The organism is Loigolactobacillus jiayinensis, from assembly GCF_003946445.1.
GTDB lineage: Bacteria > Bacillota > Bacilli > Lactobacillales > Lactobacillaceae > Loigolactobacillus > Loigolactobacillus jiayinensis.
Genome location: NZ_RHOF01000018.1, coordinates 43,286 through 64,252 on the forward strand (window position 1 = coordinate 43,286; position 20,967 = coordinate 64,252).

Annotated in this window: 21 protein-coding genes; 6 read left to right on the forward strand and 15 right to left on the reverse strand. The window is 41.7% G+C overall.

What is annotated here, in order from left to right:
• Positions 1-257 precede the first annotated feature (257 nt).
• From EKM80_RS05960 to EKM80_RS05970, 3 genes are read right to left on the reverse strand one after another with little or no spacing between them, the layout of a single operon-like run.
• The gene (locus tag EKM80_RS05960) at positions 258-1,037 is read right to left on the reverse strand and encodes an inositol monophosphatase family protein (protein ID WP_125552202.1); all 780 of its coding nucleotides are present in this window, start codon (positions 1,035-1,037) and stop codon (positions 258-260) included.
• Between the two features lie 9 nt (positions 1,038-1,046).
• A complete protein-coding gene (locus tag EKM80_RS05965; RefSeq protein ID WP_125552203.1) occupies positions 1,047-1,325 on the reverse strand; it encodes a UPF0223 family protein in 279 nt (92 codons plus the stop codon).
• Complete coding sequence (locus EKM80_RS05970; RefSeq protein WP_125552204.1) at positions 1,322-2,248, reverse strand: Rossmann-fold NAD(P)-binding domain-containing protein; 927 nt, start codon at positions 2,246-2,248, stop codon at positions 1,322-1,324. The genes EKM80_RS05965 and EKM80_RS05970 overlap by 4 nt, the downstream gene beginning before the upstream one ends.
• A gap of 210 nt (positions 2,249-2,458) precedes the next feature.
• On the opposite strand from EKM80_RS05970, the gene def reads away from it, so the two are divergent.
• On the forward strand, positions 2,459-3,016 hold the full coding sequence (def, locus tag EKM80_RS05975; RefSeq protein ID WP_125552205.1) for a peptide deformylase: 558 nt from the start codon (positions 2,459-2,461) through the stop codon (positions 3,014-3,016).
• Positions 3,017-3,047: 31 nt separating this feature from the next.
• Here the strand turns inward: def and EKM80_RS05980 are convergent, their stop codons facing one another.
• Entirely contained in the window at positions 3,048-3,554 is a 507-nt protein-coding gene (locus EKM80_RS05980) for a hypothetical protein (protein WP_125552206.1), read from the reverse strand.
• 316 nt (positions 3,555-3,870) lie between these two features.
• On the opposite strand from EKM80_RS05980, the gene EKM80_RS05985 reads away from it, so the two are divergent.
• The 3 genes from EKM80_RS05985 (at position 3,871) to EKM80_RS05995 (ending at position 6,871) form a co-directional block, all read left to right on the forward strand.
• Positions 3,871-4,110, forward strand: coding sequence for a DNA-directed RNA polymerase subunit epsilon (locus EKM80_RS05985; protein WP_125552207.1), 240 nt, complete (start codon positions 3,871-3,873; stop codon positions 4,108-4,110).
• Positions 4,085-5,767 (forward strand): ribonuclease J1, encoded by a 1,683-nt coding sequence (gene rnjA / locus EKM80_RS05990; protein ID WP_125552208.1) that lies wholly within the window; start codon positions 4,085-4,087, stop codon positions 5,765-5,767. Before EKM80_RS05985 ends, rnjA begins: the two co-directional genes overlap by 26 nt.
• A 135-nt stretch (positions 5,768-5,902) precedes the next feature.
• Positions 5,903-6,871 (forward strand): diacylglycerol/lipid kinase family protein, encoded by a 969-nt coding sequence (locus tag EKM80_RS05995; RefSeq protein WP_125552209.1) that lies wholly within the window; start codon positions 5,903-5,905, stop codon positions 6,869-6,871.
• Between the two features lie 27 nt (positions 6,872-6,898).
• Here EKM80_RS05995 and recD2 read toward each other — a convergent pair whose 3' ends face one another.
• The 9 genes from recD2 to EKM80_RS06040 form a co-directional block, all read right to left on the reverse strand.
• Positions 6,899-9,424: an SF1B family DNA helicase RecD2 gene (recD2, locus tag EKM80_RS06000; protein WP_125552210.1), complete on the reverse strand. Its 2,526-nt coding sequence runs from the start codon at positions 9,422-9,424 to the stop codon at positions 6,899-6,901.
• A gap of 10 nt (positions 9,425-9,434) precedes the next feature.
• Positions 9,435-10,091 carry a tetratricopeptide repeat protein gene (locus EKM80_RS06005; RefSeq protein ID WP_125552211.1) on the reverse strand — a complete coding sequence of 219 codons (657 nt, stop codon included), beginning with the start codon at positions 10,089-10,091 and terminating at the stop codon, positions 9,435-9,437.
• A 9-nt stretch (positions 10,092-10,100) separates the two neighbouring features.
• Positions 10,101-10,760 (reverse strand): histidine phosphatase family protein, encoded by a 660-nt coding sequence (locus tag EKM80_RS06010; RefSeq protein ID WP_125552223.1) that lies wholly within the window; start codon positions 10,758-10,760, stop codon positions 10,101-10,103.
• A gap of 108 nt (positions 10,761-10,868) precedes the next feature.
• The gene (mnmA, locus tag EKM80_RS06015) at positions 10,869-11,993 is read right to left on the reverse strand and encodes a tRNA 2-thiouridine(34) synthase MnmA (RefSeq protein WP_125552212.1); all 1,125 of its coding nucleotides are present in this window, start codon (positions 11,991-11,993) and stop codon (positions 10,869-10,871) included.
• Positions 11,994-13,045: 1,052 nt separating this feature from the next.
• Entirely contained in the window at positions 13,046-13,387 is a 342-nt protein-coding gene (locus tag EKM80_RS06020; protein ID WP_125552213.1) for a DUF1831 domain-containing protein, read from the reverse strand.
• Between the two features lie 24 nt (positions 13,388-13,411).
• Positions 13,412-14,572 (reverse strand): cysteine desulfurase family protein, encoded by a 1,161-nt coding sequence (locus EKM80_RS06025; protein ID WP_125552214.1) that lies wholly within the window; start codon positions 14,570-14,572, stop codon positions 13,412-13,414.
• 71 nt (positions 14,573-14,643) lie between these two features.
• Positions 14,644-15,336, reverse strand: coding sequence for a 5'-methylthioadenosine/adenosylhomocysteine nucleosidase (locus EKM80_RS06030; protein WP_125552215.1), 693 nt, complete (start codon positions 15,334-15,336; stop codon positions 14,644-14,646).
• A gap of 24 nt (positions 15,337-15,360) precedes the next feature.
• Complete coding sequence (locus EKM80_RS06035; protein WP_125552216.1) at positions 15,361-15,612, reverse strand: hypothetical protein; 252 nt, start codon at positions 15,610-15,612, stop codon at positions 15,361-15,363.
• The gene (locus EKM80_RS06040; RefSeq protein WP_125552217.1) at positions 15,613-16,164 is read right to left on the reverse strand and encodes an NUDIX hydrolase; all 552 of its coding nucleotides are present in this window, start codon (positions 16,162-16,164) and stop codon (positions 15,613-15,615) included.
• A gap of 196 nt (positions 16,165-16,360) precedes the next feature.
• On the opposite strand from EKM80_RS06040, the gene EKM80_RS06045 reads away from it, so the two are divergent.
• Positions 16,361-17,068 (forward strand): 5-bromo-4-chloroindolyl phosphate hydrolysis family protein, encoded by a 708-nt coding sequence (locus EKM80_RS06045; protein ID WP_125552218.1) that lies wholly within the window; start codon positions 16,361-16,363, stop codon positions 17,066-17,068.
• Positions 17,058-18,248, forward strand: coding sequence for a toxic anion resistance protein (locus tag EKM80_RS06050; RefSeq protein ID WP_125552219.1), 1,191 nt, complete (start codon positions 17,058-17,060; stop codon positions 18,246-18,248). The genes EKM80_RS06045 and EKM80_RS06050 overlap by 11 nt, the downstream gene beginning before the upstream one ends.
• A 47-nt stretch (positions 18,249-18,295) precedes the next feature.
• Here EKM80_RS06050 and EKM80_RS06055 read toward each other — a convergent pair whose 3' ends face one another.
• Both EKM80_RS06055 and dapF read right to left on the reverse strand, forming a co-directional pair.
• Positions 18,296-19,741: an MFS transporter gene (locus tag EKM80_RS06055; RefSeq protein WP_125552220.1), complete on the reverse strand. Its 1,446-nt coding sequence runs from the start codon at positions 19,739-19,741 to the stop codon at positions 18,296-18,298.
• Positions 19,742-19,834: 93 nt separating this feature from the next.
• Positions 19,835-20,812 (reverse strand): diaminopimelate epimerase, encoded by a 978-nt coding sequence (gene dapF / locus EKM80_RS06060; RefSeq protein ID WP_125552221.1) that lies wholly within the window; start codon positions 20,810-20,812, stop codon positions 19,835-19,837.
• Positions 20,813-20,967 lie beyond the last annotated feature (155 nt).

A 20,967-nucleotide genomic window follows, 5' to 3' on the forward strand; every position in this document is an offset into this window, starting at 1 on the left:
CCAATAGTGTTTCTGAAAACAAGCAATATTGCGCGCCTAATCTCGTTTAGCTCAATCAATATCAACGAGCTAAACCTCAATATTACGCCACAAAAATGGCTTGTGATCAAGAATCTCAGGCGAAATTCACACTCAACAGCATATTATACCAGAAAATATCGTTGGTGCGCAGCTTTTTTCAGAAAACATCCGCCCTAACGCCATAAAAAAACTGTGACCTTTGCCACAGTCCTGCGTTATTATTCATAAAAGTACTTTTATGACTGCCTAATTTTTTGAACTTCTGGCAGCGCGCGGTGCGTTGTAACTAATACAACTTGTGATTTTAGCATATTAATAGGGTCGCCGTCAATTGTTGTGACCGATAAACCCGCTGTTTCGGCCAAAATTTTGCCGGCCGCAAAGTCCCACGGCATCAAGCGAGAAATATAACCAACTTGGCGGCCTAACACAACATGTTGAAATTCTAGGCCTGCACTACCTAGAATCCGCGCACCTGAGCTGGCAAAAACAATATCCCGCACCCGCTCACGATTAAGGGCAAACATTGGCCCGTTAACCCCGAATAAGCCAGCCGCCAAGGACGCATTTTCTGGCGCCGTAATGGCTTCTTCATTTAAATGCAGGCCGATACTTGGCCCACCCCACAACAACTTATTGGGCATAACGTCTAGAATATAGCCAAGCACATTGCGACCGTCCTCGTACAGGCCGATCATCATGGCAAAATCATTACGCTGCTTAACAAAATTTAACGTACCATCAATTGGATCAACGAACCAAACACGGCCCTGCATATTCTGAACAGCATCGCCAAAGCCTTCCTCACTAACGATTTGATCGTTAGGAAAACTATGCCGAATTTGATCAACTAAGTAATGTTCCGTTTCTTTATCAAAATTAGTGACCAAGTCATTACGCCCAGATTTTGTTTGCACTTGAAAATGGGTATGTAAATGCTGACGTAAATTTGTCGCGGCGGTGGCCAACCACCGTTGTACATCCGTGTTAACTGCTTTAATTTCTAATAGATCCATACAAACACCTCATCCCATCTGAAATTGTTGCTTTGTTGTTGCTTTTGCTGCTTGCACTGCTCGATAAATTGAATAGCCTGAAACTTGATTAAATTCACGATCTAATCTTTTTTCGTCAGCTTTACCAGGTACAATCTTTTTAAACGCTTGGTAAGCCGTTAAAAATTGGGCGACATTACTTTTTTGTTCATACGCCTGCTCCACTGCACGATAGAAATTAATCACCGTCACTAATTCAGTTTGTGACCAGTCTGCATCTAACGGGTATTGATAATTTTGATTGTTCAAACGCCAAGTCCTCCTTGTTCAATTTGAGTAAGTACATCACGAGTTACCGCTAAGGTTGCCGCCAATTCAGCTTGTTCTTCCTTAGTTAAGGATAATTCAGTTACTTGTCGAGTGCCTGATCCACTGAGATACACCGGCGCACTATACGCCACAAATTGATCATCGTGATAAGGATGCAATGTCGTAAATGTCGATAGCAGACCTGCTTCAAATAACAACGCCTGCAAAACCGTCTGCAAACAAATGGCCTGCAATGCAAATTGCTCAACGCTGCTTTCTTTTTGAACCCGCTGTTCCAATTGCATCATTTTATCAGCATCAAAATCAGTGGTTTCATTGGCGACCAAGGTCAAAACTGGGGCAACACCAATGTACGCGCGACTCCACGCAACAATTGGTTGCTGCGTCGTACCAACAACATAAGCGCGCACGTCATGGCGGCCAACCCGCAGCTGCTTTTGCAACAAACGCTCCAATAATAAAGTTGCTGGAAACGTTCCAAAACCAACGATATCACTTTGTGGCAACCCAGAAAAGCGCCAAGCGAAGTAGGTGAATAGTTCATCATATTTTTGTAACAAACAAATCTTACCCGCAAAACCATTAGCCATCGCACTGGCAATCAATTTACGAAAATCAGGTAAAATGGCCGTTGCATAGTCGCTGGCAGATATTTCACTGGAAATTGTTTGTAAATCTGTGATCAACAGCAAATCGGCAGTTTTAAAAGCTGCCGTGTTCACCTCTTGGACGACAATATGGTTTTGTAGATCAGCCGCGTTGACCAGCTCTTGTAACTGATCCACGCTTAAGCCATCGTCAGCCAATAAATTAATGGTTAATGGAAAATCCACTAATAAGCAGGCCAGTGTTGCCGCATACACACGCTCTGCACTACCGCATATAATAATATTTTTATTCATTAAATCGAGTAAGCCGCCACAACCGCGATTTACTCACTCAACCCCTTTCCCAAAAACCAGGTAGATTCATTTCTATTTTAAGCCAGAATCAGCAAAATTCAAAAAGTTTATTTTTCATTTGATCATAACTTGCTTAAACAGGCTTTTAATTTTATAAATACTTATGCTAAACTATTCTAATGAATGGTAATAAAGCGGAGGTAATGTAGGTTGATTACAATGAAAAATATTATTCGTGAAGGCAATAACACGCTACGCTCGGAAGCAAAGAAAGCAACATTTCCTTTAAGTGACGAGCAACGCCAATTGGCTCATGATATGATGGAATTTTTAGAAAATAGTCAAGATCCCAAAATTGCGGAAAAGTACCAACTACGCGCAGGTGTCGGCTTAGCGGCGCCACAAGTTGACGTCTCTTTACAAATGGCTTCGGTTCTAGTTCCTAGCGCTGATGGTGAAGCCCCATTATTTAAAGATACGATCGTCAATCCGGTGATCATTAGCCACTCAGTTCAAGGTGCTGCACTTTCTGAAGGTGAAGGCTGCCTATCAGTTGATCGTGATGTTCCCGGCTATGTTGTCCGTCACGATCGCATCACACTACGCTACTACGACGTTGATGGGAATCAGCATAAAATTCGCCTCAAGAACTATCCAGCAATCGTTTGCCAACATGAAATTGATCATTTACATGGTGTTTTGTTCTACGATCATATCGATCATGATCATCCCTTCACTATGGAAAACGAAGATTTAGTCATCGATTAGGAAAAATGAGTCGCAATTGCGGCTCATTTTTTTAATTAGTTCCTTTTTCTACGCTTAACTTACGCATATCCGCGACGTAATCAAAAGTTGCCTGGTTACGCATATAAGCAATATCAAAATGTAAATTACCAGTCAATAACCAAATATCTGAAACTGTGAAAACCGGTATATCCGGCTTAAAAGCCGTTAACCCTTGTTGTTTGGCGGCCTGCACTAATGCTTGCTCCAGTTGGTGCGTCAACATGGTTAATTGGGCAGCTGTTAGCTTACCAGCCGTAACTTGATATTCAAATACCAACACACCACGACCCCAAATATCTGCAGCAACTTGTGAAACTAATGGCGCGGTTAATGCTGGCAATAAGTCTTGTTGACTTAATTGATTTAGCGCAGTGGCCGCCGCTGCATCACTAGCTTTTTGACTCGTTAATTGTAATAAGCGTAAGGCGTGATTTCGTCGTAAGCGCTGGATCAGAATTAGGCCTAGGCCTAAAATAATGACGCTTAACGCCACTAAAATAATCAGCAGTGTATTCATTAGTTTGATCCTTCCTTAAAAGTTAATTTTAACCGATAACTTTTCTATTCTTACTGTACCATAGTTGATAGCGTTTCGAAAAGTTGCATTCCTGTCAGCGGTGAACGAACACAGCAACACATCACGTGACCAGTCAGTATACTTATTAAATGTTTTATGCTAAAATTCAGTCATACGTTGTTTTTACAACCACTTGTTCGGAAGAAAACAATCTAATTGCACAATGGAAGCCTCACACTCATATCGTGGGCTTTTTAGTAGTGTAACTATATTAGTCAATATCTTATATTTATTTCAAAGGAGCGATTTATTTCTAATGATTTTTAAAGTACTTTATCAAGAAAACAAAGCGATGTCACCCCGTCGTGAAAGCACAAAGACCCTTTATATGGACGCTACTGACGCAGTGGCAGCTCGGTCAATTATCGAAACGCAAACCCCCTATAACGTTGAATTTATTCAAGAATTGATTGGTAACCATCTCGAATACGAACAAAAAAGCCCAAATTATAAATTAACGGAGTTCAATGATGAAGAAACTGAACGTCAAGAATAATGAAACCGCCGTTTTTGCCATGGGGGGCTTAGGTGAAATCGGTAAAAATATGTATGGTATTCAATTTCAGGATGAAATTATTTTGATCGATTGTGGTATCAAATTTCCTGAAGATGAATTATTAGGTATCGATTACGTTATTCCTGATTATGCTTATGCAGTAGCCAATTTATCTAAAATTAAAGCTTTAGTGATCACTCATGGTCATGAAGATCATATTGGCGGTATTCCCTTCTTACTTCAACAAATCAATGTCCCAATCTATGCTGGTCCCTTAGCACTTGCTTTGATCCGCGGTAAATTAGAAGAACGCGGCCTATTAAAGGATGCTGACCTACATGAGATCGACGAAGACACGGTTTTGAAGTTTCGTAAAACTAGCGTATCGTTTTTCCGAACAACGCACTCTATCCCCGATACGCTAGGTGTTGCTGTTAAAACACCGCAAGGGACGATTGTTGAAACTGGTGATTACAAGTTTGATTTGACTCCAGTCGGCGATCAACCAGCCCCTAACCTTCAAAAAATGGCTCGTTTAGGTGAAGATGGCGTTCTCTGCTTAATGTCTGATAGTACTAACGCTGAAATCCCTAGTTTTACTAAGTCTGAACGTTTTGTTGAGCAATCATTAAAGCACATTATTGATAAAATTGAAGGTCGCATCATTTTTGCAACTTTTGCTTCTAATATTTCACGAATCAAGGAAGCCAGTGACGCGGCACTAAATGCAGGTCGTAAAATTGCTGTTTTCGGTCGCAGTATGCAAAATGCCATCGTTAACGGCACAGAACTTGGCTACCTTAACATTCCAGAAGAAAGTATAGTAGAAGGCAACGAACTTAACCATATTCCTGCCAATAAGATTATGATTCTCTGTACTGGTTCACAAGGCGAACCAATGGCAGCGTTAAGTCGTATTGCCAACGGAACACATCGTCAAATTTCAATTCAACCTGGTGACACCGTGGTCTTCTCCAGTAACCCAATTCCTGGTAATACGACTAGTGTTAATCATGTTATCAATGAATTATCTGAAGCCGGCGCTGAAGTTATTCATGGTAAGGTCAATAATGTGCATACTTCTGGTCATGGTGGCCAAGAAGAACAAAAATTGATGTTACGCTTGATGAAGCCCAAATTCTTCATGCCAATTCATGGTGAGTACCGGATGCTCCAAATCCATACTGAGTTAGCTGAACAGACCCACGTACCTGAGGACAATACCTTTATCATGGAAAATGGCGATGTTTTAGCGTTAACAAATGATTCAGCACGGATCGCTGGTCACTTCACCGCTGGCGACGTTTATGTCGATGGTAGTGGTATTGGTGATATCGGCAATGTTGTTCTCCATGATCGGCAAGTTCTTTCTGAAGAAGGCATTGTGATCGTCGTGGCGACTATTAATCTAAAAACCAAGCAAGTCTTGGCTGGCCCGGATATTCTTTCTCGCGGTTTTGTTTACATGCGTGAATCTGGCGAACTGATCAGCAAGGGACAAAAGCGGATCTACCGGATTATGCGTAATATTTTCAAAGAGAATGAACAAGTGACTGAAGCAATGTTACGCGATGCAATCATTGGTGATCTACAAGAATTCTTATTTGATCAAACTGAACGACACCCAATGATCTTACCAATGTTAGTTACAGTTTAAGTTTTTATCTGTTATGTTACTTTTAACTATATTTGTGGTTAAAAGTTTGACTTGCTACTAAAGAATGGCTCAAAAGGCGTTTAATCACGCGCCTTTTGAGCCATTCTATTTTCAAATTTAGAAGGAAGTGGCTCTGTGTCCTTACAACGTTCTCTTTATGTGATCATCAATAACTTTGCCGGTGGCGGTCGTACTCGCCAAACTTGGTTGCAAATCGCCTCAAAACTCTATCAACACAATATTGATTATACGGCACATTTCACGCAAGCACCTAAACACGCAACTAATCTAGCCTACGATTTAGCTTTAAAATATAGTACCCGCCCCGCTGAGCAAGCACCAATTTTATTAGTACTAGGCGGTGATGGTACGCTGCATGAAGCTTTAAACGGTTTACAACAAGTGCCTAAAAATTTAGTACCTCTAGCCTATATTCCTTGTGGCTCTGGTAATGACTTTGCCCGCGGTGTTGGCATCACAACTGACCCTCAAAAAGCATTGGCGCAAATTTTAAACGCTAAGCAGCCATTAATGTTAGATATTGGGCGTTGTCATGATTTACAACGCCAAACAACGAGCTATTTTAGCAATAATATCGGCATTGGTTTTGACGCCAATGTCGTTCACATCACTAATCGTTCCGTAACCAAAAAATATCTGAACAAATATCACGCCGGCTCATTGGCGTATTTAGCTTCATTAGTCAAAGCCTTTTTTACGCAAAAGGCTTTTCCACTGACTGTAACCGCTGATGATGGCCAACCACAACAATTTGACCGTGGCTTTGTTGTTACGACAACGAACCATCCCTATTTCGGTGGTGGCGTACCGATTTTAGCCAGTGCGTCAGTTTACAGCCATCATTTAGATCTCGTTGTTATGGAACGGGTTAATGCGTTATACTTTATCTTACTTTTTGCTTTTATGTTCCGCCAATGGCACACTAAAATGCCACCAGTGCACCACTTTCACATCAAAAAGTTACGCATTCAAACAACCACACCAGAATTCGGTCAAGCTGACGGTGAAGACCTCGGCCATCGTACTTTTGATTTAGAGTTTAGCGTGGCCCAACAGGCTTTCTGGTTTGTACCAAACAAATAAAGCAGGTTCCCGTGATGGGAGCCTGCTTTATTTGTTAGCCGCGGCAAAATCCTTTGGCTTAAGCCCAGCCATGCCAATCAGTGGATTGATCTGACCTTGTGCTACTAATTGCGGCGTTAACCGATAGTCAGTTGGCGTAGCTTCTGTAGCTTTAGCCTCCGTTACTGGCGGTGTTGTTGCGTTTGTTGTGGCCACTGGTTCAGCAGTCACAACTGCTGCTTCTGGTGTATAGGTGGCTACTTTATCCTCAATCTTAGCTGGTTGTTCATCAGGTTCAAAGGTTGCCTGAATGCGCTGCGTCAGTGTCGTTTTCCGATTGATCGACTCTCGTTGGACACTATCGCTAAAGGCCTGCTTTTCCCCGAGTAAAATCAGCAATTTTTCCGCACGTGTCACTGCCGTATAAAGTAAATTACGTTGTAACATCCGCTGATATTGGTGCACCATCGGTAAAATAACCAGCTTAAACTCGCTACCCTGTGCCTTATGGATCGACGTACAAAATGCTAAGGTAATTTTCGCCCAGTCAGACTTACCGTAAGTCACTTCAGTCGCATCAAAACGAATCGTCATTTGATCTGTGTGATCGACGTTGCCCTTATCCTTAGCCAACTGAATACTGACGATTTCACCAATATCACCATTAAAGACATTCTGCTCTGGACTGTTAACTAAGTGCAGCACCTTATCGCCAATCCGGAACTTTTGATTATGAAATTCAATCGTTTTAGTTTTGGCCGATTTAGGTGGGTTTAGGATTTGCTGCACTTCAACGTTTAAGCGGTCAATACCCGCAGCACCGCGATACATTGGCGCTAAGACCTGGATATCCTGCGCAGTAAAGCCCTTTTTTTGTGCTTTAGTTACCACTTGTGCAATCACCGATTCAACTTGGTAAGCGTTGCAGGCAATAAACGATCGATCAACTTTATTCTCGTTAAAATCAGCTGGTAATTGACCTTCTTTGATAGCATGTGCCAATGGAATAATTGATGACTCACCATCTTGCCGATAAATTTCAGTTAGCTCATGTTGGGGCAGTCCTTTACTCCGTAATAAATCATAGAACACTTGACCAGGCCCAACTGATGGTAATTGATCCTTATCACCAACTAGCACGACTTGCATCGAACTGGGAACGGCCTGAATCAACATTTTAAATAAATACGTATCCACCATCGACATTTCGTCAATAATCAATAAGCCGCCCTCCAACTCCTTAGTTGCCACAGTTGGCGTACTTTCACGGCCAGTTAAGCCTAAGAGCCGGTGAATCGTACTGGCCGGGATGTCAGTTAACTCGCTCATTCGTTTTGCCGCACGCCCAGTTGGTGCCGCCAATAAAACCGGAAAGACTTTATCCTGATCTTTATAATCTTTAGGATCCAATGACAAGCCATTAAGCTCAGCGTATAACGTAACAATGGCATTGATAATGGTCGTTTTACCCGTACCGGGGCCACCAGTTAACAAAAAGACATGGTGGGTCAAGGCCGCCTTGATGGTTGCAACTTGAGAAGCACCATAACCAATATCAAATAGCTTTTCCACACGGCGAATTTCCTTATCCAGATCGCGCTCTGGGTAAGTGATCTCATCCTCTTCATTTTCTAACCGATATAAATGCTCTGCTATCTGCCACTCAGCGCGATAAAGTGATCGTAAATAAATGCGATCCTCATCACCAACTAACTTGCCCTGATTGGCTAATTCAATAAATTGTTGGGCCACTTTATCAGGATCAATTGCCTCATTACGACTTTCTTGAAGCAACCTTAAACTAGCACTTAACAGCGGTTGAGCCGTCGTGTAAGTGTCGCCTTCTGCCTTGGTCAACTCGGTGATCACCTGCAAAATAGCAGCTTGAATCCGTTCTGGTGCATCCGCAGCTGAACCTTGTTGCAACGCAATATTATCAGCCTTTTTAAACCCAACGCCTTGAATATCGTAGACTAGCTGATAGGGATTTTCAGTCAAAACCTTCAGCGTATCTTGTTGATACCGTTCATAGATTGTATAAGCCAATTGGCTACCAAAGCCGTAACCATTAAGGCCAATAATAATTTGATCCAAGCCATTATTGGCCATTAACGTGTCAACCAAAGCTTGGATTTTTGTTGCCGGCAAATCTAACGGTGCCAACACGTTCGAATCCTTTAAAATTTTATCAATGGCGTCAGTGCCCAGCTCGGCCACGATTCTTTCGGCAGTTCGTTTACCAATACCCTTAAAATTATCGCCAGACAAATAAGCGACTAAACCAGCGGCCGTGGTTGGCTTATTTAATTGATAATTAATGGCCTGAAATTGCATGCCGTACTTCGGATGAGTGACTAACTTACCAAAAAACTGATAAGTTTCCTCTTCCTTAAGTTCGCCAAAACTACCAGTCACCACAATTTCATCCTCGTGCCATTCAAAGCTGGTTTCACTAACCTTGATCAATACAACTTGATAAAAATTAGTCGGATTATGAAAAAAGATGGCGCTCACTTTACCAATTAGATAAGGTTGCTGCTCTTCTGTAAATAGTGGTAATTCTTGTTCTGACATACTGGAACCCTCATTTTTGTTGTGCTTTTAAGTAACGTTCGATATCGCTTAAGCGGTGCTTTTCTTGGGCAAAGTAAGCAGCATCCAACTGCTTCGCTTTTTCAAAATAAGCTTCATTGCTCAACCCCTGTGCCAGCCGTGCCAAACCAACTTTAAAATTAGCCGCTGCACTTTTAGGCTCTTGGGTTAAAACCTGACCATAATAAGTTGCCGCATGGCTGAAATCACCTAACGCCAAAAATAAATCGCCGACTAACAAATTAACGTCGGTTCGTTGTGGCTCATGCTGTTGCGCCGTAACGGCAAAGGCTAAGGCGTGCGCATAGTCTTGCTGCGCATAGTAAGTTGATGCTAACATATAAAGTTTATCATTTTCTAATCGTGGAAGCGTAACTTGCTGAAACTGAGTCAATGCCTTAGCGTAGTCGCCAGCAGCATAATAAGTCGTCCCTAGACTGTAAAGGAGATCTTGATTGTCCGGAAAGCGCACCAATGCACTTTGTAACAATTTTTCTGCTTGCTGCGTATCTTTTAACGCATTTAAATAAGCCGCTAATTCTAAATAATTATCCAACTGAGCCGGTGTTTTTTCAATGGCAGCGACCAATACTTTAACCGCGCCTTGCTTGTCACCTTTAGCCCATAAATCTTTACTTGTTTTTTGCAAAATAATCACCTAAATCGTATCAGTTTCGTCCAATTTTTTACTTAGAAAATGGGTATCGTTCCATTTTAATAGTTGGTAAGTAGCCCCTGCATCCTTAGTTTCAACAGTGGTTGCATTGGTGTTCGATAGGCCACCACGCTTACGAATATCAGCTAATGGTGTATCTAGTAACGACTGGATCAGCGCGGTTAAGGCGGCACCATGACTAACAATAATATATTGTCCGTTGCCGCTATCTTGCGCCACGATTTCTTTGATCGCTGGCTGCATTCGTGCAATTAATTGGGGAAAAGATTCGCCGTTGATTGCTGTTGGATCATATTGTGCCGGGGCATGGCGGAAGCTATATAATTCCTGCGGATAACGTTTCGCTACCTCAGTGAACTTCATGCCTTCCATTTTGCCTAAATTAAACTCACGTAAACGTTCATCAATCACCACGGGAATATTGCCCGGTAACCGATCTTCTAGCGCTAAAGCCGTTGTTTTAGCCCGATTTAACGGACTACTATAGATGCGATTAAATTGTAACGGCCGCAAAAATTCAGCCAGATCATCGATTTCACGATAACTTTCAGCTAACAATGGTGAATCACCATTAGCGCCTTGATAACGTCCTTCTAAGTTCCACTTAGTTTTACCATGTCGTACAAAAAATAATTTAGTCACCACAACTGATCCTCTTTCCCATACCTTTGTTACTATTATGCGGAAAAGTCAGCAGAAATTCAAGCGACTACGCCAAACAAAAAAGCTGGCCGCAGCCAACTTTTTTACTTAAACATATTGTAGCACGCGCTCGTCATTATAGGCAGCGTCAATCGTGCCACTACCTAAGCACTCATCACCATCGTATAAAACAACAGCTTGGCCAGGTGTGATCGCCCGAACAGGCTCGTCAAATTCGATAGTCGCATTCTGCCGGTCAGCACTCATGTGTACTGTGACGCCAGTATCTTGCTGACGATAACGGAACTTAGCGGTTACGTGGAAACTATCGCCACGATCCATGTCAGTAGTGAAATTAAACTTGGAAGCCGTTAAATGGGTCGCATATAAATGTTCGTTATGGAAACCTTGACCAACGTACAATGTATTGGTGGTTAAATCCTTACCAATTACAAACCAAGGCTCATTGGATGCCCCATTGCCGCCGATACCCAAGCCCTGACGCTGGCCGATCGTATAATACATCAAACCATCATGGTTGCCCTTAACCTCGCCATCAACCGTCATCATTTTGCCGGGCTGTGCTGGTAAGTATTGGCTTAAGAACTGCTTAAAGTTTTTCTCACCGATAAAGCAGATCCCCATTGAATCTTTCTTCTTCGCAGTGGCTAAGTCATATTTAGCCGCAATCTCACGAACCTCAGGCTTAGTCATGTCACCTAATGGGAACATAACCTTGTTCAATTGGTTCTGCGATAACTGGCTTAAGAAATATGTCTGATCTTTATTGCCATCCACCCCACGTAGCATATGGGCAGTACCATCAGCATCGCGCTGGATCCGCGCATAATGACCAGTGGCAATATAATCAGCGCCTAAATCTAAAGCGTAATCCAAGAAAGCCTTAAACTTAATTTCCTTATTGCACATCACGTCTGGATTAGGCGTCCGGCCATGCTTGTACTCATCTAGGAAATACTCAAAAACGCGGTCCCAATATTCCTTCTCAAAATTAATTGAGTAATACGGAATACCAATTTCATTGGCAATTTTGACCACATCTTTAAAATCTTCGGTGGCGGTACAGACACCCATTTCATCAGTGTCGTCCCAATTCTTCATAAATACGCCGACTACATCGTAACCTTGCTGTTTCAAAAGCAATGCGGCAACGGTGGAGTCGACACCACCAGACAAACCAACGACAACGCGAGTATTGGCGTTCTCATTCATTTGATCACCATCATTTCAAATAGATTCTGAAAATCCACGATTTGAAGGTCGCGTAATTCAGTACTTATCATTATATCAAGCCACTAGCAGAATACAAGTTAACTGACCACTCGCATTTTTTTAAAAAAAGAACTACGCCATAAATTCACGGTTCTCTCTGATATTTGGCTGTCCTATTAGCTCGTAGGCAGAGTTAGTTTGGTTCCATTCCGGCGCTGGCGTATGGAACGCGTGCGACTTGAACTTGGCGGTCTTTGCCGTAGTTCAATCGACAACGGAAAGCACGTTCTACTTAGCAGCTAAGTACTAGTTGCTGATGCTTGTTAAATTTAGTTGTTAAAAACGAGCGACAGTGGCACGTTGGCAAGCTAATTTTCTTTTCCAATTAAAACCCAATCGGAAAAGAAAATGGATCTTGCCAGCCGCGCATGGTACTAGGCGACCACGGTCACCAAGTACCATCGACACAGCTGCGACTTGGACTTGCCGTACTTCGGCAATAGTCCAATCGACAACGGGAAGCACGTTCTATTTGGCGAATAAGTGCTAAATTTAATACTTGCTAAACAGTGTTGGGAAGAACGAGCGACAGTGATAACGCCAGCACCTCCATTCCACCTTTGGCAGCGTTTGAGCATTATTTCGTGAATTAGATTGAACGTTTAGGTGGCTCAATTAGGATCAGCCGGCAGTTATAGTGATTCGTAGTTTTAAAATAGGTTATATGCACATAAAAACACCGATAAAACAGTTTTCTGCCTGTTTTATCGGTGTTTTGTATTCTGATTACCACTAACTTTGCCACTTAAAAGATCAATAGATGAACGTTCATTGCCTACTGGAATGGAAGCTAGCTCTGCTTACAACCAAATTGCCGCAGCTTTAAATAGTCCTAATTTGCAATCCAAGCGACCTCATCATGTTGATAAACCCACTTAAGATCATGATAACTAGTCACCAATAACCAAACCAACTTTTTCATGTTTAACCCACCTTTATTTATTTAAATTTAGTGTAAGCTAAATTCTAATAAATTCAAGTGAATTTACTCATTATTTTTTAATTAAAATTTCACGACTAACTAAGTTTTCAATTAAAAAATCAAATTGTGTGATCTGTTCTGTTTTAGCTGGTTGTTTAAAAATATCGACAGCTTGTAAGCCATTGGCCGTTGTAATCGACATTTTTAAGTTCTTTAAATCTTTAGCGACAGTTACTTTAAGCTTGAACGCTTGGTTATACGGTGAATTGGGATCTAGTGGCCGTTCCAATTGAAAGTTACCGCCCCGTGTTTCAACAAAACCCACATCTTTCAACGTATATTTTTTAACGTTCTGACTTAGCGCAAATGTTGTTGTGCTCCCTTTAACGGTTGCTGTTGCCGCAAATGCCATTTTGACCCACTCCTATCCTTGTACTTAAATTTTAACTGTTTTTTTGACCCGTTTAACAATCGTAGTCAATGCAGCAACAAATTGATCAATATCAGCTGCTGTATTATCTTTACCAAAGCTGATACGAATCGATTCCTCAATCCGTGGGCTATCCTTACCGTACATCGCTGTTAAAACGTGGGAAGGTTCTAAGCTGCCAGCCGTACAAGCTGAACCACCAGAAATAGCGAAACCAGCTAGATCGAGGTTCATTTGTAAAACGTAAGTGGATATCCCTTTAATCCAAATGTTGAGTACATGCTGTAAGTTATTAGCACTTAATTCGCCATTAACCGCAAAGTCAATGCCGTTAGCCGTCAATCCAGCTAACAATTGTTGCTTAAAACCAGCATACCGTTGCTGGCGTGCTTCCTTTTCAGCCGGTGTATCTAATTCAACCGCTTTAGCAAAACCAGCAATAGCGGGAATATTCTCCGTCCCAGCGCGGCGTTTGTCTTCTTGATCGCCACCTTTGATGAAGCTAGGAAAGTTGATACGTTGGCGGCGGTAGAGGAAGCCTAAGAATTTAGGTCCATTTAATTTATGTGCAGAAACGGACAACAAATCAATATGATCACGCTGAACGTCAATGTCCAGTAAGCCATATGCTTGAACGGCATCCGTGTGGAACCAAGCTTGGTGATCTTTTAACAATTCACCAATTTCATGGATCGGCATATGACTGCCAACCTCATTATTACCCATCATGATCGACACTAGAATTGTATCATCACGCAGGGCTGCTTTAAAATCAGCTAACGAAATCAGCCCGTGCTCATCCACTGGCAAATAGGTTACTTCAAAACCTTGCGTTTCCAAAAATTGTAGTGGCTTTAAGACTGCCTCGTGTTCAATCGTTGTCGTAATAATGTGTTTACCTAAGCGCTGCCGCTGCAAGGCTGTCTGCATAATTGCAGTGTTATCACCTTCCGTACCACCGCTAGTAAAGACGATTTCATCTTCCTTAGCGTTGATACTTTGGGCAAGCGTTTTGCGGCTGGCATCCAATACTTGACGTGCTTGCCGACCAAAATAGTGAATATTGGAAGCATTACCGAAATTTTGCTGCATTTGTTCGGTCATCACCGCGATAACCGCTGGATCCATCGGGGTTGTTGCCGCATTATCTAAATAAGTGTGTGTCATGATTTATTCCCTTCTTGTAAAAAGTAAGTAATCTTAGTTTAGCACAATTTACAAGCTAGACAACGAATTGGCTAGGCCAGATCCGCCAATAAAGCTAAAATCATTGCGGCTGAATATTGGCCCGCCTCAACAACAAAATCATCAAAAATAACGCCAGCGTCTTCGTCCCCAACATCACTCATAGCACGTAACACCACAAAAGGCACATTAAATTGCGTGGCTACTTGACCAATCGCAGCACCTTCCATTTCACTAGCCAAAGCATCAGGAAAATTAGCTAGAATCTTGGCACTAGCTGCGTGGCTAGAAATAAACTGATCACCGGAAACAATTAAACCAGTGCGTGACGCCAAATTAACCGCAGCAGAAGCGCGTTGCACGCGGGCGACCCATTTTGCGTCAGCTTTAAACCGTGCTGGCTGTTGTGGTAATTGCCCTAGTGCGTACCCAAAGGCGGTGGCGTCAACATCATGATAAGCGACTTCACTGGAGACAACCACATCCCCGATTTTTAAGCCACTGCCAATGCCACCAGCAGAGCCGGTATTCAACACAACATCTGGCGTATACCGTGATAACAATAAGCCAGTCGTCATCCCTGCTTGCACCTTACCAATGCCAGAACGAACTAAAATCACGGTTTGGCCACTGATCGTTCCTTGATAGAAATCAACCCCAGCAATTTTTTCTTGGGTCAAGTCACTCATTTTAGATTGTAATAAGCGGATTTCCTCTTCCATTGCACCAACGATACCAATTTTCACAAAAAACACTCCTCAAATATATTATTAAACAAAAAATAAAACCAGATAAACCAATACGATCAAAACAACAACAATACCGATTGACCAATTTAAACGTTTTTTTAATTGCGGACTCGCAATGGTTTCTTCGCCACCACTGTCGCCATGCGTTCGGTGCCGACTCGGCTGGTTGGCCTCACGTCGGCGTAAAGGTTCAGTCGCTTTAGTCGATTCCGCCTGTTGCGTCTGCTGCTGCCGGTAAGCTGCTCGGCTTAATGGTTTTTCTTCTTTTGTCATTTAATCACGTTCCTTTAATCCTGCCTGCCAAAATTGCACGGCAATCAATGTTTTCGCGTCACAAATAACGCCAGCTTTAATTTGCGCTTGAGCTTGCGCCAAAGTTAACTCATGTAGCTGCAAGAATTCATCATCATCTAACGCCAACCGCGTTGTTACCGGCTGAATGTCAGTCGCACGATAGAGCCACATTTGCTCATCAGCAAAACCCGGTGATGAATAAAACTTAGCTTGCAGTGTTAACAGTTGTGCCGTGTAACCTGCTTCTTCATTTAATTCACGCCAAGCGGTTGCTTCTGGATTAGCATCGCGCGCATCAATTTTACCAGCTGGGACTTCTAAAGTCACTTGCTGAAGCGGCTGACGCCATTGTTCAACAAAAACCATTCGTTGATCCGTAGTCAGTGCCATAATAGCTGCTGCTCCGGGATGGCGCACAATCTCGCGCTGCGCTTTTTGACCATTAGGTAACGCCACGGTCTCTAAATCTAAATCAATGACTGCACCATGATAAATGTGCTGATTTTGTAATCTTTTTTCCGCAAATTCCATGATCATGCCTCCATCTTTTCGCAAGCCAATTACTGCACTATTTTATGATACCGGTAATAATTTAGAAATTCAAATACAATTACAATAATCAGTAATTCGATTTACGATAATTTCAAACTTTAGACGTAGCTGTTAGGAATTTGTCTGTGGTAGAATGAAGCTACAAACCTAAACGGATTGAATGGAGTTGACAATAATGCAAAAAAGAAGTTCCAAGCGCAGTAGCTGGCTGATCACCTTGATCATTTTTATTGCCAGCTTCTATGTCCTTAGTTTATTTTTCAATGGTTGTATGTCTGGTACATTTAGTGACACGTTCTCTTTTATTGGTGCCGTTATTATTACTGGTCTTGCGCGTTGGTGGCAATTACGCCGACCACAACAACCTAAGAAATTAAAAAATGTGGATTCTGATATGCTGCAACATTACCGTACAACTGGTATGGCGGACGAGGACATTCAGTTTTTCCGTGAAACCATGAGTACCGCTAAAACACAAATTGATCAATTAAGTCAGAATATGCAACGTGTTCCTAAATTGCGGGCAATCGAGTTGCATTTAGAACCAGTTAATGTGGCACGGGCGAGTTTTAAAGCGATTGTCGCTGAACCACAGAAATTACACGCCGCCAGCGACTTCCTATACCGTCATCTGCCAACTATGGTTGATTTAACGGAAAAATATATCGCAATCAGTAAGCATGAAGTTAAAGATAAAGATACGTATACTGTTTTGGAAAAAAGTGCCACTGTGATCACCGATTTAGCGCAACAATTCCGCGATGATTATGAAGCACTAGTCGCCGATGATCTCAGTGATATCGATATTGATATGACTTTGGCTAAGGCGGCTTTGAAGAAATCCCAAACGACGGCAAAGGAGTCCGACACGCATGAGCAATAATGAGAACAAAGATGTGACTACTGACAACTCAGTTTTAGATGACCTACTCAAGGATCCATTTAGCAACACACAAAGCGCCCCCAGCGTCGTCAATAACCAGGTAGCTGCTGCTGATCAACCAGAACAAATGATCAATCGCTTAAACCCTGAACAACGCGCCGATGCAGAAAAGCTGGCCCAACAAATCGATGTTAGCGATACGCAATCAGTAATGACCTATGGTGCCCAAGCACAAACTAAATTAAGTGAATTTTCACAAGGTATGCTAAGCAAAGTGCAAAGCCAAGATACTGGTGCCATTGGTGATGCGCTTTCCGGTTTAATGTTTCGTTTAAACGAAGCCAGTCCTGAAGACCTCCAAGCCGGTGATGGTAATTTATTTAAGCGCATGTTTGGCAAAGTGCGTAAATCAATTTATGAGATTCAAGCTAAATATCAAAAAATTGGTGCTCAAATCGATACGATTGCTGTTAAATTAGATAAAGAAAAAAATAATCTGCTAACCGACAACCGCCTATTAGAACAATTGTACCAAAAAAATAAAGACTACTTTGATGCGCTCAATATTTTTATTGCTGCTGGTGAATTAAAACGAACTGAATTGCAAACTAAATTAATTCCTACAGCTAATGAAAAAGCTCAAGCCAGTGGTGACCAAATGGATCTACAAACGGTTACCGATCTCAATCAATTTGAAGAACGTTTGGATAAACGGGTTTATGATTTAAAGTTAGCCCGTGAAATTACGATTCAACAAGCACCGCAAATTCGTTTGATACAAAACACGAACCAAGTATTAGCCGAAAAAATTCAGGCGTCGATCAATACTGCAATTCCATTATGGAAAAACCAAGTGGCCATCGCCCTCACCTTACTGCGGCAAAAAGAAGCTGTGACTGCACAACGCCAAGTTTCCGAAACAACCAATGATCTATTGAAGAAAAACAGTGAAATGCTGAAGATTTCGTCAATTGAGACAGCCAAAGAAAACGAACGTGGTGTTGTTGATATTGAGACACTACAAAAAACACAAAATGACTTAGTTGAAACCTTACAAGAAACCTTAAAAATTCAGCAAGACGGTCGTGAAAAACGGCAAAATGCTGAACTTGAGTTGAGCAATATGGAAAATAATCTACGTGATCAATTGTTAGCTTTAACTCAAAATCAGAATAAATAGAAAAAAGTTAGGGCTGGATGTCACCACATCTGTCCTAACTTTTTTGATTACTTAACCCTTTTACACCACAATCGCACCCCGGTTAGCACCGTAGCCACTAAACAAACGACTAATGCAACCGTAAAGGCCACGTGCATCCCGTAAATAAATACATCTGGGCGCTTAGCCAAATAGGTTGTAACGTGCTGGCCATAATTATGGCTCATTGCACCATACAGTACTGTTGTTGAAATTGAGATCCCGAAAACCATACCTAGATTACGCGCTAAGGCGTTGATACCACCAGCAATACCAAGGTCATTAGCTGTAACCGAGCTCATCACCATCGTATTATTAGGGGCTTGAAAAACCCCATTACCAAGGCCAACTAAACCAACAAAGAGCATGAATAACCAAAGTGGCGTTTCTAAGTTAGTCAGTGCGTAACCAATTTGACTGATAGAAATCACAACTAACCCAATAAACGTTAACAATTCTGACCCGATTCGATCGGCAATACTCCCCGCTAGTGGTGAGGCAATCACCTGTACAATTGGAAACATCATCAAAATATAGCCGGCTAGCCTCGGTGATAAAGCACGGGCATTTTCCAAATAAAATGGCGAAATTACATTAAAGAAAAAGTTGGTGATAAAAATTAGAAAACCAACGATTAAACTTAATGTAAAAGCAGAATTGTGAAATAGTTTAAAAGCAATCAACGGTTCTTTTTGTCGTGGCTCAAACCAAATAAATACCCCTAACATAATAATTGCCAGTAAAAACAAACTCAAAATTAACGGCTGCGTGAAACCAATCTGTTGGCCTAAGAAAATACCAACGAATAGACTGACAATCATCAGCATAAACAAAATAAAGCCACCAAAATCAATTGGTTTATGGTTAACTAATAGATCCTTTGGTAAGATTTTGTGCCCTAAAAACATCGTTAAAATACCAATCGGTACGTTTAACCAAAAAATGTAGCCCCAAGGTAAAACTGATAATATCAGACCACCAATCCCCGGCCCTGCGATAGACCCTAACGAAACAAAAGAACCAATGAAACCTAATGCTTTTCCGCGCTCACTGATTGGAAAGATTTCTGTGATGATACCATTATTTGTGCTCATTGTCATGCTGGCGCCAAAAGCTTGTAATCCGCGAGCTAACAGCAAAAGAGTCAAACTTTGATTAAATCCACAAAGTAATGAACCTAAAACAAAGAAAAATGTACCAATTCGAAAAATGCGGATTTTACCAACGACATCCCCTAATTTACCGAATAATAGTAATAATGCACAGACAACGATCAAGTAAATTGAGACTACCCATTCGGCCTGATTCATGGGAATTTTCAAATCATGACTCATCACCGGTAAAGCAATATTGACAATACTACCATCGAGCGTCGACATAAAGGTAAATAAACCGACCGCAACTAGAATCCACCAACGATTCTTTTGTACTTGTGGGTTATGTTGAAAACTTACTTGCTTAGTTACAGCTGCCATTGCACTTGCCTCGCTTCTTTGAATTGATCATCCTGCTTAAAAAGTATAAAGAGAGGCTTGGCGCAAGTTTACTCACGTCAAGCCTGATTGAGCCTATTCTAAACTGTTCACAAATTCTTGATATGCTGGTTGTTCACCGCTAATTTTAAACTTAACTTGGCTAAAATCACCAGCTAACAATGCAGTTAAACTAAGCGTAGCCTTACCAACAAAAGTAGCGTTACCGATCAGTTCCATCCAATACGTATTATCTGTTTGATGTACCAGTGTTTTGACCATGCCGCCAGGATTTCGTACGGTGATCAATTGTTCAAAATCGCCACCTTGCTCTAACACGTAGACCAAGCTAGCCGCTGACATCCCAGTGCCACAAGCATTAGTAAAGCCAACACCACGTTCAAAGGTACGGACAAAAATATGATTTTGTCCCAGAACTTCAACAAAACTAACGTTAACGCCATCGGGGAAATAAGGATTCTGCCCATCATTTAAATAACCAGCAATTCGCCCTAATTCAGGTCCAAGCAACGTTTCATGATCAACAAAACTAATTAAATGCGGGTTAGGAACTGCCACTGCCGTAAAATTAAGTGTCTTAGATAAAGCAGGAATCTTAGTATGGTGTAATTCCGGTAAGTTCGCCACGTGCATACCCAGATCGGCTGCGGCAAAGCTAACCGGTGAGATCTCCGCTTGAAACGTCTTAACTTGCGGTGCTAAATCTTGTGCCTGCTTAACGTTCAAATCAGCATACATTGTTTCAATTTTAAAATTAGTTTGTTGCTTTTGTTCTGATAAGTAACGTGCTACAGTGCGGATACCGTTACCACACATTGAAGCTTCACTACCATCGGCATTGATCACGCGCATTTTACCACTAACTTGTGGGTGGCTGGAATCATCAACGTATAAAACGCCATCGGCACCACCAGCCAACCCATTTTCACGGTCAGTCACTTGCTGTGTAGCTTGTTTTAATTCCGCCTCAGTTAAGCGATGTGCTAATTTTGTTTGATCGAGAATAAAAAAATCGTTCTCAGAACCGTGTACTTTCGTCAATGTAACATCCATTGCTATTCCACCCTCTGCTCCATAAATTTATTGATCAAGTCTAAATTCACACCCGATCATTTGCTGAAATTAGAATCTAGTGTAGCACAGATGAGAAAAAAAGTAAGCACCTAATAATAAACCGTTTTTCAATACAAATCGCCCGATCTCAGAAT